The sequence below is a fragment of the Paenibacillus sp. NPDC056579 genome, from assembly GCF_042793215.1.
Taxonomy (GTDB): domain Bacteria; phylum Bacillota; class Bacilli; order Paenibacillales; family NBRC-103111; genus Paenibacillus_S.
In genome coordinates this window covers 128,093-145,884 of the sequence record NZ_JBHTVD010000007.1, presented here as the reverse complement: position 1 = coordinate 145,884, position 17,792 = coordinate 128,093, and the positions used below count along the sequence as shown (strand labels likewise).

At 53.0% G+C, this 17,792-nt stretch carries 14 protein-coding genes; 3 read left to right on the top strand and 11 right to left on the bottom strand.

Annotated features, from left to right (window positions below; all coding sequences use genetic code 11):
• Positions 1 to 205 precede the first annotated feature (205 nt).
• The 3 genes from ACFQ88_RS25590 to ACFQ88_RS25580 all read right to left on the bottom strand — a co-directional run bounded on the left by ACFQ88_RS25590 (position 206) and on the right by ACFQ88_RS25580 (position 2,651).
• On the bottom strand, positions 206 to 829 hold the full coding sequence (locus ACFQ88_RS25590) for a TetR/AcrR family transcriptional regulator (protein WP_379458433.1): 624 nt from the start codon (positions 827 to 829) through the stop codon (positions 206 to 208).
• 203 nt (positions 830 to 1,032) lie between these two features.
• Positions 1,033 to 1,536, bottom strand: coding sequence for an ADP-heptose synthase (locus ACFQ88_RS25585; RefSeq protein WP_239629020.1), 504 nt, complete (start codon positions 1,534 to 1,536; stop codon positions 1,033 to 1,035).
• A gap of 197 nt (positions 1,537 to 1,733) precedes the next feature.
• Complete coding sequence (locus ACFQ88_RS25580; RefSeq protein ID WP_239629022.1) at positions 1,734 to 2,651, bottom strand: AraC family transcriptional regulator; 918 nt, start codon at positions 2,649 to 2,651, stop codon at positions 1,734 to 1,736.
• A 202-nt stretch (positions 2,652 to 2,853) separates the two neighbouring features.
• On the opposite strand from ACFQ88_RS25580, the gene ACFQ88_RS25575 reads away from it, so the two are divergent.
• Positions 2,854 to 4,176: an ABC transporter substrate-binding protein gene (locus tag ACFQ88_RS25575; RefSeq protein WP_239629025.1), complete on the top strand. Its 1,323-nt coding sequence runs from the start codon at positions 2,854 to 2,856 to the stop codon at positions 4,174 to 4,176.
• A gap of 240 nt (positions 4,177 to 4,416) precedes the next feature.
• Entirely contained in the window at positions 4,417 to 5,328 is a 912-nt protein-coding gene (locus ACFQ88_RS25570; RefSeq protein ID WP_379458358.1) for an aminoglycoside phosphotransferase family protein, read from the top strand.
• Between the two features lie 452 nt (positions 5,329 to 5,780).
• On the opposite strand, the gene ACFQ88_RS25565 is transcribed toward ACFQ88_RS25570, so the two are convergent.
• The 7 genes from ACFQ88_RS25565 to iolD form a co-directional block, all read right to left on the bottom strand.
• Complete coding sequence (locus ACFQ88_RS25565; protein WP_379458356.1) at positions 5,781 to 7,250, bottom strand: CoA-acylating methylmalonate-semialdehyde dehydrogenase; 1,470 nt, start codon at positions 7,248 to 7,250, stop codon at positions 5,781 to 5,783.
• A gap of 15 nt (positions 7,251 to 7,265) precedes the next feature.
• Positions 7,266 to 8,096: a class II fructose-bisphosphate aldolase gene (locus ACFQ88_RS25560; RefSeq protein ID WP_379458354.1), complete on the bottom strand. Its 831-nt coding sequence runs from the start codon at positions 8,094 to 8,096 to the stop codon at positions 7,266 to 7,268.
• A 66-nt stretch (positions 8,097 to 8,162) separates the two neighbouring features.
• Positions 8,163 to 9,158, bottom strand: a complete 996-nt coding sequence (gene iolC, locus ACFQ88_RS25555; protein WP_379458861.1) for a 5-dehydro-2-deoxygluconokinase — start codon at positions 9,156 to 9,158, stop codon at positions 8,163 to 8,165.
• Positions 9,159 to 9,241: 83 nt separating this feature from the next.
• Positions 9,242 to 10,063 (bottom strand): 5-deoxy-glucuronate isomerase, encoded by an 822-nt coding sequence (gene iolB, locus ACFQ88_RS25550; RefSeq protein ID WP_379458352.1) that lies wholly within the window; start codon positions 10,061 to 10,063, stop codon positions 9,242 to 9,244.
• Positions 10,064 to 10,094: 31 nt separating this feature from the next.
• Complete coding sequence (gene iolG / locus ACFQ88_RS25545) at positions 10,095 to 11,117, bottom strand: inositol 2-dehydrogenase (RefSeq protein ID WP_379458350.1); 1,023 nt, start codon at positions 11,115 to 11,117, stop codon at positions 10,095 to 10,097.
• 539 nt (positions 11,118 to 11,656) lie between these two features.
• The gene (gene iolE / locus ACFQ88_RS25540) at positions 11,657 to 12,535 is read right to left on the bottom strand and encodes a myo-inosose-2 dehydratase (RefSeq protein WP_379458348.1); all 879 of its coding nucleotides are present in this window, start codon (positions 12,533 to 12,535) and stop codon (positions 11,657 to 11,659) included.
• Between the two features lie 58 nt (positions 12,536 to 12,593).
• Complete coding sequence (gene iolD, locus ACFQ88_RS25535) at positions 12,594 to 14,459, bottom strand: 3D-(3,5/4)-trihydroxycyclohexane-1,2-dione acylhydrolase (decyclizing) (RefSeq protein ID WP_379458346.1); 1,866 nt, start codon at positions 14,457 to 14,459, stop codon at positions 12,594 to 12,596.
• 269 nt (positions 14,460 to 14,728) lie between these two features.
• On the opposite strand from iolD, the gene ACFQ88_RS25530 reads away from it, so the two are divergent.
• Positions 14,729 to 15,364 carry a GyrI-like domain-containing protein gene (locus ACFQ88_RS25530; RefSeq protein WP_379458344.1) on the top strand — a complete coding sequence of 212 codons (636 nt, stop codon included), beginning with the start codon at positions 14,729 to 14,731 and terminating at the stop codon, positions 15,362 to 15,364.
• A gap of 333 nt (positions 15,365 to 15,697) precedes the next feature.
• Here ACFQ88_RS25530 and thrS read toward each other — a convergent pair whose 3' ends face one another.
• Positions 15,698 to 17,617: a threonine--tRNA ligase gene (thrS, locus tag ACFQ88_RS25525; protein WP_379458342.1), complete on the bottom strand. Its 1,920-nt coding sequence runs from the start codon at positions 17,615 to 17,617 to the stop codon at positions 15,698 to 15,700.
• Positions 17,618 to 17,792: the final 175 nt, after the last annotated feature.

Below are 17,792 nucleotides of genomic sequence, written 5' to 3'. Positions count from 1 at the left end.
TCATCATATGATTTCCGGTTCGACTTCATCACATATGCATTTTGTAATTATTATTGATTTTAAAAAAAATAATTCGGAATGAATATTCATTCCGTTTAGTGTGCAATGCAAGGGTATGCTGAGACATGCCCTTTTACACCGTTTGTACTTTATGATCTTGCTCTGTTTCTGCATCGTTTGATGCTTTCTTAGATTTCTTTGAACCTTATACTTTTCTTACCGCATCCCAGCAGCTTTCTTCAATTTCAGCCAACAGCTCCGGCGTTTCCTGCAGCTTACCGGCGCGGATCAACGTATAAATTTTCGTAAAAGCACCAAATACTATGGCAATCAATGCATCGGAGGGCAAATCCTTAATGATCCCCTGTTCTTTCCCCGTAGCTGCGTAAGAGTGGAGAAAATCCATCAAATGCCGGAATGTCTCGCGGCTCTCTCCGTCCAAATAACGGGCATTACTGTGCGTGTCGATGAAATAAAGCTCGTGAATATGCTCCTTGGCAAACCGCACCATGCCGCGGAATACATGCCCGAATTGCTCGCGAATCGAACCGGAGTCGGGATAGCCCTGCCTCACCGTCTCGGCAAATCGTTTGACGCATTCCTGGAACAAAACGTTCACCAAGGTCTCCTTGTTGGCAAAATACCGGTAAATGGTGCCTGCGCCTACCTCCGCCGTATCGGCGATCATAGGAACGGTAGTCCCGTCGTACCCCCGCTCGGCAAACAAAATAAGAGCGGCCTTCAGTATGTTATCCCGCTTATTGGCCGTCACATTCATCATTTCACCCCCATTCATTGCGGAATGAATATTCATTCCTTTGTTTTTCATTGTAAACCTAAAGCCGCTTCGATGCAAGCTCTCTCCGAACTACATTCATAAGAGCACATGTACCTATTTTGCCGGAAAATCAAAACGGCCAAAGGAACCAGTTCCTTCAGCCGTCTGTTCTTATTTCATATGTGGGACCGGGTAACTGTGGAATATGCTGAAGCAGCGATCCATTCCGCATAACCGATGCGCTTCTCACAGCTTTAGACGAACCCTTCTTCCACCGCGAAATCAAAATCGTCCAGATCGTATACTTGAACCGGAATCGCCGCTTCGATCACTTTTTCAATAAACTCGATCTGATCCGTAAGAATCGGAGTTTTCTCCCGAATGGCGGTCAAAATCAGCTCCGTTTCTATTGGATCGAACGCTTCGCCGTATTCTTCGTTATCGTAAGAATTGACCATCGTCAGCGTGACTGCATCATTAAGCGGCATGGGAGGGCTTTTGGCCCATGGCACTCCCAGCGCCTTCTCGATTTTTTTGCGGTTCAGCGGTTCTTCCAGCAGCTCGATCAGTTGAACGATGATCGTTCTTACATGCGCATCATCGCTCGAATCGGGCATAATAGGCTCCTTACTGTCTTTAAGCTCGTACAGCTCGCGAATGGTGGAGTAAGGTATGAAATACTCTACCGGCTCGTTCGGAACGAGCAACTCACCGTAAACCGCTATCATGACAGCTTCTATGACAAAACTTTTGCGCATCGCTCCGCTTCCTTTCTCATCTATGATGGCTAGTAAATACTGATAGAACATTATACCACTAATGCGGTCCTAACACATCCGTAATAAGCCTATAGGGATGTCCGGGCTTCCAACGCCGCTGCGTACTGGCCCTTTCCCTCCGTTATCCGCCCTTTTCCTGTTCACGTTATGCAGCGGCCGGCTGCGCCTTATCCGACTCAAGCGATGGTATCTTCCTCACTGCCGGATTTTTCGCGAAGCCGTAATCGGAACTCCTTCGGTGAACAATGATTGTAACGCTTGAACATTTTATAAAATTGCGCGACATTCGGAATCCCGACGCTGCACCCGACCTCCACGATGCTCAAATCCTGGGTGAGCAGCATGCACTCCGCGATCTTGATCCGTTTGAAGTTCACATAATCCAAGAACGTGACGCCCATAATCTTTTTAAAATATTTTACGAAGTAATGGTAGCTTAAATTAAGCAGACCGCACACGTCGTCCACCGTAATTTTTTCCGCGATGTGGGTGTCGACATAATGAAGCACCGGCTTCAACCGGATAATCTCGATATCGTCCGACCCTTGCAGCAAGCCTCGCTTATCATATCGCACAAGCAGCAGCATCAATTGCTTAACCGCTATGGAGATGGCCATTTCGTAGCCTTTGCGCTTGGCCTGCATCTCATCGTAAATTTGCATAATGTACGCGTAAGCCGCCGAGCTGGCCTCCGGGATGGTCGTAAACAAATAGTTCAGTTCGTCCAGCGGCGTTGTAAGCTCCGAAAATCCATGCAAAAACGGCAGCGTAGTCTGGTCCAAATATTGCGTCAAATTCACCTGCAGCACGACGTAGCATAATGGATCCGCCGTCCTGTCCGACCTGTGGAGCTGCGAGGAGCCTACCATATAGACGTCCCCCGTTTTCAAAGCGATCGTCTCGTCCTTCGTGTACAATGTCTTCCGGCCCTCCCTGATGGCCAGAAATTCCACTTCTTTATGATAGTGCCATCTGCCGATGTGGACATTATTGCGCTGCAGCTCCCACACCTTCAAGAACAGCAAAGGATTTTGATAAACGACCTGTTCCTTGACCGCGCCTGCCATCGATTGGGTATCCCCGGAACCCGACATGCTTGCGAACACCTCCATCAAGAGTACAACAAATTTGCATCTACCACTGCCCTTGATACTTAACAATATCTTAATATATGAAATGAGCCAAATGACAATTTTGAATAAGGAATGATTAAAAAATAGAATATCATTTTTTTGAAAATATTTCTATAATTTATCCATTGATAGCGTTTGCATAATACCTTGGGAGGTCATCTTAATGATGAAATGGAAACGAACAAGCAGTGCGTTGGTAAGTCTTGTGATGCTGAGCGGATTGCTTGCAGCCTGCGGCAGTAATGAAGCTGCGACAGGAATTTCAGACAAAGCGCCTGCGCCTGTGAAGAAGGAAAACACGGATCCCGTCACGGTGAAGTTCGGCATTCGGCCGAGCTACATGACCGATACCGAAATCCAACGCTACATCATCGATCCCGTCAAAAAGAAGTACCCCTATATCACAGTGGAAATTATCAAGCTGGACGACAAAAACAACTCGTTCGAAAAGCTGCTGGTCGCCGACGCGCTCCCGGATATTAACGTCACGAACTCTTTGACGCTCCAAGGTACGAAGCTGCTGGGCATTCAAGAAGATTTGACGCAGATCATCAAAGAGAACAATTATGATCTGGGGCGTTTTCAGCAGGAGCTGTTAAATACGATCAAAGCGAACAATCAGACCGATTACCTCGTCGGGATCCCCTATTATCTTCAGTTTAATGCTCTCTACTATAACAAGGATATTTTCGATAAATTCGCTGTGCCTTATCCGAAAGACGGTATGACCTGGTACGAGGCGACCGAGCTGGCCAAGCAATTGACGCGGATGGACAACGGCGTTCAGTACCGAGGATTCGAGCCGGATTCGGTGTACCGCCCCTCTTCCCAGCTGTCGCTGCCTTTGATCGACCCCAAAACCTATAAATCCATCGTCAACACCGATCAGTGGAAAACCGTTCTGGAGATGGTCAAAAATATTTACAGCATCCCGGGCAACAACAAAGTTCAGCCCTTCAGCCCAGGCGTCAACGCGTTCGTAAAAGACCGTAATATCGCCATGCTCGCCGGACTGAACAACCTTGGGCCTTTGGCCGATATCAAAGACACATGGAATAACTGGGATTTCGCGTCGTATCCCGTGTTCCCGGAGAAGCCGGGAATCGGTACGCAGGCGGACATTCATCTCATGCTGATGTCTCCTTCGTCGAAAGTTAAGGATGCCGCGTTCAAGGTCATGACCACGATCGTCTCGGACGATGTACAGCTGGACATGGCGCATAGGGGCAAGGGCTCCGTGCTGAAGGACAAGAAATTTCAGGACGAGTTCGGCAAGGACCTGGATTTTCTGCAGGGTAAAAACATTCAGGCGATTTTCAAAACAAAGCCGGCTCCCGCATTCCCGCCAACGGAATTTGCCAGCAAAGCGTTCGACCAGGTTACGAACTTGATGAAGACCATCATGAAAGACAATCTCGACGTCAACACGGCTATGCGTCAATATAATGAGGAAATGGATAAGTTTATCGAGCAGAACCGGAAGTGATGTGGAGTTGAAGAAGATAGAGGCACATGCCTTTATTTCTTTTATTGTGAGCGGGGAGTGGTGGTGGTGGGTACGGAATTTGTTTGCTTTACACATTCGTAGTTTTATCAGTGACAAGGATCTGATGGCTCATTATGCGGAAGCTTCGGGAAATTGAAGAGAGATGTCCTGGTTTGGACAGCGGTACTCCCTTCCGGTACAATTGGATTCATATCCCATTTGGAGAAAAGGGGGAAGCCGATGTTCGTTCTACCCGATGATTTAATCCAGACTACATTGGGCGTCCATCAAGACAAGGGGCAGGCGTGGCTCGACGAATTCGAGACGCTGCTCCGTTATTGCGAGGAAAGATGGTCCTTCCGCGTGCTGGAGACGCCGTTTCCGCTGTCCTATCATTTCGTAGCTCCCGTCGTCTATCCGGACGGCTCGGAGGCTGTATTGAAGCTGGGTGTCCCGTGCGATTCCATGCGAATGGAAATGGAGGCGCTCCGGCTGTACAACGGCAGGGGCATTGTCCGACTGTTGGATGCCGACGCAGATCGCGGGATTATGCTGCTGGAGCGAGTCAAGCCTGGCGACACGCTGAAGTCGGTCCCGGATGACGAGGAAGCGACGTTGATCGCGGCAGGAGTGATGCGGCAAATTCGCACACCTGCGCCGGGCGGTTCGCTGTTTCCATCAACCGTCGATTGGGCGAAAGGCTTCCAGAAGCTGAGAAACCACTTCCAAGGCGGAACGGGACCGCTGCCCGAAGACATGGTGAACAAGGCAGAGCAGACGTTTGCGAAGCTAAATGGCTCGATTAAGCACCCTCAGCTTCTTCACGGCGACCTCCATCACGACAACATCTTGCTGGGCGAAGGGGAGCGTTGGCTGGCGATAGATCCAAAAGGATTGATCGGAGAAGCCGAGTACGGAGTCATTCCGTTTTTGATGAATCATTTGCCGGACGACAAACAAGCCCAAGCAGAGCTGACCGCCCGCAGAGTCGATCTGCTTGTTCGAGAGCTTGGCTTGAACAAGGAACGAGTGCTGGCATGGGGGTACTGCCACGGTGTTTTGTCCGCGTGGTGGTGTGTCGAGGACCAGGTGGACGGCATGCAAGGCGGTTTGGACATGGCGACGCTTTTTGACGAGCTGGCTAAGCGATGAGTAGGTGTGCTGTAACGCGGGTTTTCCGTGTTACTGCGCGATTTTTCGCGGCGGCGCGCGGTGTAACGCGGTTTTTCCGCGTTACGGGCTCTCGCGATCGCCTGCGCGGGGCTTGCACCATGCTGTAACACGGGTTTTCCGTGTTACAACGCGATTTTTCGCGGCGGCGCGCGGTGTAATGCGGTTTTTCCGCGTTACGGACTCTCGCGATCGCCTGCGCGGGGCTTGCACCATGCTGTAACACGGGTTTTCCGTGTTACAGCGCGACTTTTCGCGGCGGCGCGTGGTGTAACGCGGTTTTTCCGCGTTACGGGCTTTCGCGATCGCCTGCGTGGCTTGTACCATGCTGTAACACGGGTTTTCCGTGTTACAGCATCCCCCTCCGCGGCGGCGGCTCCCGCCCCGCCAGCGCAAAAAACAAAAGGAAGCGGCTCCCCCCGCTTCCCCACACATCAATACCGCGCAACTACCATCTTCTTGCGCGTATAAAACTCCACGCCGTCCTTACCGTTGGCGTGCAAATCCCCATAGAACGATTTCTTGTAGCCCGAAAACGGGAAAAAGGCCATCGGCGCCGGTACGCCGACATTAATACCGAGCATCCCCGCATCGATATGCTCGCGGTAATGGCGGATCGCCTTGGCGCTGTCGGTGTACAGGCAGCCGCCGTTGGCGAACTCCGAGGCGTTCGCGAGCTCAATCGCCTCGTCGAGCGACTGCACGCGGACGACGGACAGCACGGGGGCGAATATTTCGTCGGTCCATATTTTCATCCCCTGCTTCACATGGTCGAAAATGGTCGGGCCGACGAAATACCCGCTGCCGCCGGCCTCCGGCGCCTCGCGTCCGTCCAGCCGCAGCTGCGCGCCTTCGTTCGCTCCGGCGTCAATGTACTGCAGCGTACGGGCCTTGTGCGAATCGCGGATGACCGGCCCGAGGAAGACGCCGTCCTGTGACCCGTCGCCGATCGTTATGGCCTTGGCGGCTTCAACAAGCCGGTCCACCAGCTCGTCCGCAACGCTGCCCACCGCGACGACGACGGAGGTGGCCATGCAGCGCTCGCCCGCCGATCCGAAGGAAGCATTGATGATCTCTTTCACCGCGAGATCGAGATTGGCGTCCGGCATGACGATGGAATGGTTTTTGGCGCCTGCGAGCGCCTGCACCCTTTTGCCGTGAGCCGCCGCCGTTTTGTACACATACTCGGCCACCGGCTGGGAGCCGACGAACGAAATCGCGTTCACGCCCGGATGCTCCAGCAGACCGTTGACTACATCGTGAGCCCCGTGCACGATATTGAACACGCCGTCCGGCAGGCCGGCTTCCGTCAGCAGCTCCGCCAGCCGGTTAGCCAGCAGCGGCGTCCGCTCCGACGGCTTCAGCACGAACGTGTTGCCGCATGCGATGGCGAGCGGGAACATCCAGCACGGCACCATCATCGGGAAGTTGAACGGCGTAATGCCGCCGACGACGCCAATCGGGTACCGATGCATGTTGGATTCAAGACCTGTTGCAATATCCGGCAGCGTGCTGCCCATCATCAGCGACGGTGCTCCAGTTGCAAATTCGACGCATTCGATGCCTCTTTGCACTTCCCCGTACGCTTCGCTGAAGCTCTTGCCGTTCTCTTTTGTCACCAGCTCCGCAAGAGACTTCCAGTTTTCTACCAGCAGCTGCTGGTATTTGAACAATATGCGTGCACGCCTCGGAACGGCGACATGTTTCCATTCCATAAAAGCAATAGCTGCTGCCTCGACGGCACGATCTACATCGTCCCTAGTCGAGAGCGGAACCGTCGCCAGAGCTTCCCCCGTCGCCGGATTCGGTACGGTTTCATAAAGGGAGGAGGACGATTCGATCCATTTTCCGCCGATAAAGTTCTGCAATGCAGGAACAGCTGCCGTTGATGCTGAGTGTGTCATCTTATCTCTCCTTTTCTAGAAGCCTAGAATCGTAAATTTGTGCAGCGCCGTCTCCTCAACTGCAGCCATTGGCCGCCCAAACAAGCTGATCCGGTCAAACGCGCCGGGCTTTTGCTCCATTTCCTCGCGAAGCGTCTTCCCGAACGCCATTCGCAGCGCCGTACCGATGTTGATCTTTGCTACCCGATACGAAGCGAGCTTTCTCAGCTGATCATCAGGCACGCCGCTCGAGCCATGAATGACCAGCGGTACGTTAACCTTGTCCTGTATACGCTCCAGCAGATTAAAATCGATGCTGGCTTCCTGCGTCTCCATCCGGTGCACCGTGCCTACCGAAACCGCGACCGCATCCACGCCCGTTTCTCTTACGAACTGCTCCACTTCGTCCGGATCGGACAGCTGATGCTTCATCTTAATGGAAGGGTCGCTGTACCCTACGGAGCCGATTTCCGCCTCTATGGATACGCCGTGCCGATGGGCATAATCCGCGATGTCCTTCGTCCTCCGTATGTTTTCCTCCAGTGTCAGCTGGGATCCGTCGTACATGACCGAGCTAAAGCCGTTCGCAATAGCGTCGACGCATGCTTGCCGGTCTTTGCCGTGATCCAAATGCACGCAGACGGGAACCGAAGCGGTTCGCGCTGCCTGCAGCATGAGCGGAGCCAGATAAGGAAGCGGCATATGCTGTATTGCCGGAATGTTCGCCGCCAAAATAACCGGCGCGTTCTTCTGCTCCGCCGCACGGATGACCGGAATAATATCTTCATAGCCGAAAATATTGAACGCCGGAACCGCATAATCCCGTTTCGCCGCTTCATCGGCCAGCAGTTTTAATGTAACTAGCATGAACGTTTCTCCCTTCTACGCAACGGCGCCGGTTCTGCCGGACAAGCTCGTCTTTCCTTGGATGCCTTACCTGCTCCCATGCTGGTCAATGACCGCTTGAATTTGCTCCGCCGTAGGCATCGCATCGGAGCAGCTGTGGCTCGACACGACGATGGACGCCGAGGCGGCTCCGAACTGCTGGCTGCGGGCAATGTCCCAGCCGTTCATCAAGCCGTAGATAAATGCTCCTGCGAACGAATCGCCCGCGCCGAACGTTTTGACGACATTGGCAGGAAACGTCGTGCCTGTGAAGCTCCCGCCATCCTTTGTGAAGGCGATAGAGCCGTCCCCGCCGTGCTTAACCAGCACGATTTTGGCATGATGCGCGAACCAGCGGTTAGCTGTAGCGACATCGTCTTTTTGCAGCGGGCCGTAAGGCGCCTCGAGCAGATCGAACTCCTCTCTGCCGCCTAGTATTACATCGCTTTTTTCCGCAATCAGACTGCAGTAAATCCCCGTTTCTTCCCGCGAGGTCCATGTATAAGGCCGGTAATCGATATCGAAAAATACAACCACTCCGTGCTTGCGCGCCAGCTCTACCGCTTTGAACGCTGCCTCTCGGGATGGGCTTGCAGCCAGCGCCGTTCCGGAGATCATGATCGACTTGGCGCCGCGGATATAGTCTTCGTCAATATCGTTCGGCTCCAGCTTCAGGTCGGCCACATTATCGCGATACATCAAAATGCTGCAATCCGTAGGGGATTTGATCTCCGTAAAAGCAAGCCCGGTTACGGTGCCCGAACGGTCCGTGATGACATGGGACGTATCGATACCGCTCTGCTCCAAATAATGCCGGATAAAACGGCCGTGCTGATCGTCGGACACTCTGCCGATAAATCCTGCCTTTTTGCCCAAAACCGCCACCGCAATCGTAATGTTGGCCGGCGAGCCGCCGACATATTTGGTGAACGTCCGCGTCTCCTCCATCGGGCGGTGAATTTCATTGGCGTTCAAATCGATGCACAAGCGGCCCAAGCCGATAAAATCGATCGGACGGTTTTCATGAAACGTAATCAAGCTCATATTCGTGCCTCCCTCGGTATCTTGTTCTCTTACCACTCCGTCTGCCCCCTAACTCATCTTTCCTTGACTCTAATGACCCTGATTCACACTCGCCAGCTTTTCATGATCCATTCATGATCGGGATCGTTTTTGAATTTCCATGTACGGATGGGGCCTGCCATCACATTCAAATAGTACAGATCGTAACCGGGAGGCGCGCTAACAGGATGGTATCCTCTCGGCACCAGGACGGCGTCCCCGTTTTTCACAATCATGGTTTCATCCGTCGACCTGTCGTCGGTATACACCCTTTGGATGGCGAAGCCGTGCTCCGGCTCGATTTTGTGATAATAGGTCTCCTCCAAGTAGGACTCCTCCGGCAAGCGATTCTCGTCGTGCTTGTGCGGAGGGTAGCTCGACCAATGGCCGTTCGGGGTAAGCACCTCGACGACCAGCAAGCTGTCCGCAGGCTCCTGCTCGGGAAGAATTTGGTGAATGAGCCTCTCGGCATTCCCTTTACCGCGAATTTCCACCTCGATCTGCGGAGGTGTGATCAACCGCGCTTCATGCGTTCCTTTTCCCGGCGCCCGGCAAACGGCCAGCTCCAGATCGGTTACGGCTGTTACCTCATAATGATCGCCCGAGGGCACATAAACCGCATACGGCGGAATGCGCTCGAATACGCTCATTCGCTGGCCGACTTGATCCCAGCTGTGCTGCGAAGTCGCCACATCAGCCTTGCCTCCTAGCAGGACAAGGCATACTTCCTCGCCGCCCGTCTCCTGGCGCAGCTGCTGTCCTGCGGACAGCCGGAACACTTCGAACCCGACATACTGCCAGCCCGCAGATTTCGGGGTAATCGAGAGCACTCTGCCGTCGATATCGGGAACAGCGGCGCTGTTAACAATCCATTCACTTGCTGACATCCTGCGCTTCCTCCTTTGGTAATCCGGCTTTTTAATTCGCCACAGCAATCTCGCTTACTTTGACTGGTCTGCCTTCGAGCAGCGACTGCTTTGCGGCAAAAGCGATTTTTTCCGCTTGCAGCGCGTCATTGCCGTCGACGGGAACCGGCTGCCCGTTTAAGATACAATCGATAAACCAACGCGTTTCCTCAATATAAGAGTCATGATAGCGCTCAAGAAAAAAATATTTCGGATTGTCACGAACCACTCCGGCTGAAGTACTGATCTCCGCCGTGCTCGGATGGTCGTTCTGAACGCTGATGCTGCCTTCGGAGCCGAACACTTCTACACGCTGATCGTACCCGTACACAGCCTTTCGGCTATTATCAATAACGCCGAGAGCTCCGTTCGCAAATTTCAGGCTGATGACCGCCGTATCAATATCGCCTAACTGGCCGATAACCGGATCCACCAGCACAGCTCCTTGAGCGTACACCTCGGTCACTTCGCTGCCGGACAAATAACGGGCCATATCGAAGTCGTGAATCGCCATGTCCATGAACAGCCCTCCGGACACCTGAATGTACTCATTCGGAGGCGGGGTCGGGTCGCGGGACGTAATTTTGATAATATGCGGCTGACCGATACGGCCTGCTTCGACAAGCTCCCGCACTCGCTTGAAATTATGATCGAACCTGCGGTTGAACCCGGTCTGCAGCACGACTCCCGCTTCCTTCACTTCTTCAAGCGCAGCCATGGTTTGGCGGTAATCGAGGCTGATCGGCTTCTCGCAAAAAATATGCTTGCCCGCTCTGGCAGCTTCTACAATGAACGGAACATGAGTATTCGTGGAGGAGCATATAAATACGGCTTGAATGTCCGCGTCGCTCATAATGTCTTTGTAATTGTCCGTGATGCTTGGAATGCCCAGCCCCTCGGCCCAGCTTCTCATTTCGTCCGTTACCCGGACATCGGATATTATGCGGACGTCCGCGCGCCCGTTACGGGTCAAATGCTCCGCGTGAAGCCGCCCGATTCTTCCGGCGCCGATAATGCCGATCGTTAATTTTTCCATACCCATGGTTACCTCGCTATTGTTAAGTGGTGGAACTGTATAATTAGTCATTGATAAGTGGATTAAGCGCTTTACCTGACTGTAAAAAGACTCCTTAATCCTACTCCGTCGGCTCGAAATGCAAGCTTCGTTCTTTTATACCATGGCTCCGGCTTAATGCGCCGCCTTTCTAACCAATGGTTTTCGCTACTAATTATGTGCATCTCTAACCCAAAGCTTGATCCGCAACAAACTTTTCATTCCCATCCGACGGAGTGTTTGTGACTACGAACCCTTTTTATAACCATTGGTTTGTAATAAAAGAAATTCAATCCAAGTTTATAACCGTTGGTTTCCAACAAATTCGAACTCTCTCTTCTGAAGCGCTCTATCCCTATCAATCATCGTTTCAATAAAAGATCCCTAATCCTATAAGTCCGTGCATCGTCCGTCCATCAGCATGGGGCCTCAGATACAGATAAACAACACCCCCGCCACCATTCCCATACAAACCTTGTTTTCTACCCGCCCGCACCGTTTCGGCATGATGATTTGCCTGCTCAGCCAACGATCTGCTGCAAATAGGCCTTCGCTTTCTCCGCATACTCCACCGGATCGGCAATCGATGGGTCCTGCTCCGCTTCAATGATCATCCAGCCTTCGTATCCGCGCTCGGCAAGCTCTGCAAATATCGGCTTGAAATCGATGCAGCCGTCGCCCGGCACAGTAAAAATGCCTTTGCGCACCGCATCACGGAACCGGATGCCTTCCCGCCGTTTCCAATCCAATACTTCCTGGCGAATATCCTTCAAATGGATATACCGGATGCGGTCATAATACGTTCGCAAAATGGTCAGCGGATCGCTGCCTCCAAAATAGGCGTGTCCCGTATCGTAGAGCATATGCACAAGCTCCGGATCGGTCATTTCCATTAATCTTGCGATCTGCTCCCCGTTCTCAACTACCGTCTCCCCATGATAATGGTAGACAAGCTGCATGCCGTTGTCCTTGCAGTAGCGGCCCGCTTCATTCAATCCCTCCGCCATATGGTTCCACTGCTCTTCCGACAGCGGTTCGATGCGGACTGAGTTGCTCTCCAAATCCTCGAAGGCGTTGCCCGTTTCGCACGTCACTACATAGCTGCAGCCCATCGCCTTTAAAAAGTCCGCATGCTCGCGGAACGACTTCAGCTCCTGCTCCCTCAGCTCGATCCGGCTGAAATGCACCGATTTCCATTGCGAGGTCAGCACCATGCCGTTATCGGCAAGCAGTTGTTTAAGCGCGTCCGTATCACGCGGAAACTTGCGGCAAAACTCCGTTCCTTCGAAACCTAACCGTGACATATCCCCGAGCACCTGCTCGGCGGTATAATGATCGCCAAGCTCCATAATATCTTCATTCACCCAATTGATGGCCGAGATGCCGTACTTCACCTTCATGGACCCGACTCCTCTCCCGATTATAAAAATAGGACATGTTGACGATGTCCGTCCGAGCTCACCATTTCCTCGCCGTTCCCAGCTTGGCTTGCAGCGCTTGATACGACTCCGCGACTCTTTCCATTTCCGATACTTCGGCTACGCCTACGTGCCACCATGATTCGTAACCGTCCGTGTTCGTGCCTGGGAGCACCTTCACATCGATGAGAGTCGTAACTTGCTCCTGCTTTGCTTTTTCCAGTGCATCTCTTAGCTCATCGACGGTGGTAGCGGAATACGATATGGCCCCAAGGCTCCGGGCATGTGCCGCAAAATCGATCGGCAAGTACTGGCCTGTAAGCTGCGTATCCTCATCCGACCGCCTCCGGAATTCATTGCCGAAGCTGCCGCTCCCGTGGCCTCTCTGCAGATTATGAATGCATTGGAACCCATGATTGTCGAACAACACAATCGTTATTTTGCAGCCTTCCTGCAAGCTGGTCACGAGCTCGGAATGAAGCATCAGATAGCTGCCGTCGCCAACCAGCGCATACACCTCACGGTCCGGTTCGGCAAGCTTGATGCCGAAAGCCCCGGCTACCTCATAGCCCATACAGGAAAATCCGTACTCCATGTGATAGGTTTTGGGCTGCGTCGTCCTCCAGACACGGTGCAAGTCTCCCGGGAGGCTGCCCGCTGCGCACACGATAATGTCTTCCTCAGCTATAAAACGGTTGACCTCGCCCAGCACCCGGGTTTGCGCCAATCCGTCCGCTCGCTCCGCACCGTACAAGCGGTCGACTTCGTTGTCCCACTGCCGCTTAAGCCCTTCCAGCTCCTCAATGCTGTAAGACGATATGTAGGAACGGTCCTTCAGCTCGGCAGCAATCGCTTTCAACGCCTCTCGGGCATCTGCCGTTACATAGGTTCCGTCCAGCTTGAAGCTGTCCAAGGCGCAGACGTTGATGTTCAGAAAATCTACGTCCTCTCGGGCAAAAGCCGTCTTGGAGGCCGTCGAGAAATCGGACATCCTCGTACCGACGCCGATGATGAGATCCGCCTGGGCCGCCAGCCGGTTTGCACCGAGCGTACCCGTCACCCCGACGCCTCCGAAGCTGAGCGGGTGCTGCCAGGAGATCGCGCTTTTCCCCGCTTGGGTCTCGGTCACCGGGATGCGGAACGCTTCGGCGAACTGCCGCACTTCCTCCGTTGCGAGCGAGTAGTGCACTCCGCCTCCGCAAATAAGCAGCGGACGCTTCTTGCTGCGGATCAGCTCCACGGCCCGTTCCACCGCCGATGGTGCCGCCGGCCTCCGGTCGATGCGGTGCACCCGTTTGGCCAGAAACGCCTCCGGATACTCATACGCCTCGCACTGCACATCCTGGGGCAAGCAGAGCGTGACGGCGCCGGTTTCCGCCGGATCGGTCAACACGCGCATGGCGTTGATCGCCGACGTCATAAGCTGCTCGGGCCGGTAGATACGGTCCCAATATTTGCTCACCGGCTTGAATGCATCGTTCGCCGTCACCGTGTAATCCAGCGGATATTCCACCTGCTGCAGCACCGGATCGGGCTGGCGGCTTGCAAAAATATCTCCGGGCAGCAGCAGCAGCGGAATGCGGTTAACCGTAGCCACGCCGGCAGCGGTCACCATATTAAGCGCACCAGGCCCGATCGAGGAGGTGCAGGCGAACATCTCCAGCCGGTTTTTTTGCTTAGCGTAAGCAATGGCGGCATGGGCCATCCCTTGCTCATTTTTCCCTTGAATGAACAGGATTTCGTCCTTGTACTGCTCCAGCGCCTGACCAAGCCCCGTCACGTTGCCGTGGCCGAATATGCCCATAACGCCCTTGAAGCATTTGTGCTCCTTCCCATCTACTTCGATATACTGGTTATTCAGAAAACGAAGCAACGCCTGGGCCATCGTCAATGAGACCGTTTTCATAATCGCTCCTCCACGTCAATGTGATTTAAGCGCTTCACCACTTCCAATATATTGCTTTATCAAGATAAAAATGCGTTGATTACGGAGTCCGGGCATTAATTAGGTTAAGCGCTTACCCTTACTCCTAAATTATACCAAGCCTCATTGCTTGTCAATGAAAAAATGTGATATTGATTACTGCGAACATTTGTTCTATAATTAAAATGACATCATGATGTTCCACAGAGGAAACGTTTATTTTGCTATGTTTATAAAAGGAGATGCTGGCTTTGGGCAAAAAGGTAGATTATAAAAAAGATTATAAGCAGCTCTATTTGCCAAAACCGTCGCCGGAAATTGTGGAAGTGCCGAAGATGCCATTTTTTATGGTCAGTGGTTCCGGGGACCCTAACGGCGAAGATTTCGCCAAAGCAACAGAAGCATTATACAGTATGAGTTATGCGGTGAGAATGTCTTACAAAAGTGAAGATGTACCGGCTGGATACTATGAATACACGGTATTTCCGCTTGAGGGCGAATGGGACTTGCTTGACCGGTCCAAGCCCGCGACAGATAAAAGTAATTTTAAGTACACGATAATGATACGCCAACCCGATTTTGTGACGGGGGAGTATTTCGAGCGATTTTTGGAACAGACGAAAAAGAAAAAAACGAATCCGTTCCTTGAGACCATTCGGTTTGAACAGGTCGAAGACGGGTTGAGTTGTCAAATGATGCATATGGGAAGCTTTGACGATGAGCCGGAAAGCTTTGCACGAATGGAAGCGTTTTGCACGGAACAAGGATTTGTTCGTTCAAGCAAAATTCATCGGGAAATCTATTTGTCCGATCCCCGTAAGACGGAACCATCGAAGCTGAAAACGGTGCTAAGATTCCCTGTAAAAGAAACGGATCATCGGAAGTGAGTTTGAATCCGAACAAGTTCAACTCCTATAGGATTGTTTCTGGGAGGAACGTCGTCATCCGAAAGCCTCGGAATTTTTTCCTTCTTAGCATGTAAAAAGCCGGCGATGATCCGCCGGCTAAGCTTTTATTATCTATCAACTGTAAAGGCTGCAAGGATACCCTGGCGGGTATTCCACGATGCCCTAGAACAAAGCGTTCGCTTAAAGAGTTCCGCTGGACAACGGGCATTCCTAACCGGAGCTCCCATCTGAGCATTGCAATTAAGCGTACTCCCGCGCACCTTTAACTAATTCGACATTAAACTCCTCACTACGACTGTAGCGCCCGCCTTATCAATGCTGCTGCTTCTGCTCGATTTCAACGGCCATCCGGTCGATCAGGTCCGAAATCCTCACCGAGCCAATGTCTCCAACGCCGCGTTGGCGTACAGCCGCAACGCCTGCCTGCTTCTCCTTTTCGCCCAGCACCAGCATGTAAGGCACTTTCTTCAGCTGCGCCTCGCGGATTTTGTAGCCGAGCTTCTCGTTGCGGATATCGACCTCTACGCGCAAGCCCGCATCCTCAAGCTGCTTCTTTACTTGCAAGGCATAGTCGATATAATGCTCCGATACGGGAAGCAGCTTGGCTTGAACCGGCGCCAGCCATAACGGGAACGCACCGCTGAAATGCTCCGTTAAGATGCCGATAAAGCGGTCAATGGACCCGTAGATCGCCCGGTGAATAACGACCGGTCTATGCTTTTGATTGTCTTCGCCAATGTAGCTGAGCTCGAATTTCTCAGGCATTTGGAAGTCCAGCTGAATCGTGCCGCACTGCCAGCTGCGCCCCAGCGCATCCAAAATATGAAAGTCGATTTTCGGTCCGTAAAACGCACCGTCGCCTTCATTGATCCGGTATTGGATGCCCCGTCCGTCCAATACGTGCTGCAGTGACGATTCCGCCTCACGCCACAGCTCCTCGGAGCCCATCGAATCCTCCGGGCGCGTGGACAGCTCGATCGTATAGTCGAAGCCGAACACTTGGTACATCTGATCGATCAGATGAATGACACGTCCGATCTCCTCTTCGATCTGATCGGGCCGTACGAAGATATGCGCATCGTCCTGGCAAAATGTACGCACCCGCATCATGCCGTTTAACGCGCCCGAAAACTCATGGCGATGCACCTGGCCGAATTCGGAAATGCGGATCGGCAGCTCGCGGTACGAATGCAGACTGTTTTTGTAAATGATCATATGCCCCGGGCAGTTCATCGGCTTCAGCGCGAAGCTCGTTTCGTCCACTTCCGTAAAATACATATTCTCGTGGTAATGGTCCCAATGTCCGGACTGCTCCCACATCCGCCGATTCATCATTAGCGGCGTACGAACCTCGTCGTACCCCTGCTTCAGCTGCAGCTCGCGCGAATACTGCTCGAGCTGGTTACGGATAGCCATTCCTTTGGGCAGATAGAACGGCATCCCCGGCGCTTCCTCGGAGAACATGAACAGCTCGAGCTCCTTGCCCAATTTCCGGTGATCGCGCTTCTTCGCTTCCTCCAGCAGATGCAGATGCTCCTCAAGCTGGGCTTTGGCAGGAAACGCCGTACCGTAAATGCGCTGCAGCACTTTGTTATTGGAATCGCCGCGCCAATAGGCACCCGCTACGTTAAGCAGCTTGAACGCCTTAATCCGACCTGTGGAAGGAAGATGAGGTCCCCGGCATAGGTCGCTGAACTCCCCTTGATCGTAGATCGAGATCACCGCTTCGTCCGGTAAATCCCGTATCAGCTCGAGCTTCAGCGAATCCTCCTGCTGCCCGAAGTGCCGAATCGCCTCCTCGCGGCTCACTTCCCGGCGGACAATCGGCAGGTTCTCCTGCGCGATGCGTTCCATCTCCTTCTCGATTGCGGCCAGATCGTCCGTAGACAGCGGCTTCTCGATGTCGATATCGTAGTAAAAGCCGTCTGCAATGACCGGGCCGATGCCGAGCTTCACGGCCTGCTGCCCGTAAATCCGCTTGATGGCCTGCGCCATCAGATGTGCCGTGCTGTGCCGGTATACCTCCAGCCCTTCCGGGCTGTCCTGCACCACAATTTCCAATGCTCCGTCTTCCAAGATCGGATAGTTCAGGTCAACCAGCTTACCGTTCCACCGGCCTGCGACGGCTTGTTTATTCAAGCTTGGGCTTATGGACTGCGCCACTTGCCCGACGGTGGTTCCCCTTTCACACTCCTTAACTGCTCCATTTGGCAAAGTGACTTTCATACCCATGGCTCAAGCCTCCATTCGTGAATTGGTTTTTATTCAGGACAACAAAAAAACGCATCTCATCCCAAGGGACGAGTGCGTTCAGCTCGTGGTTCCACCCTACTTCGAACTACACCTGCAGGCAAATGCGCAGAAATCTGCGGCAGTCCTAGCAAAGTGAAAGCTCCTCAAGGCATCC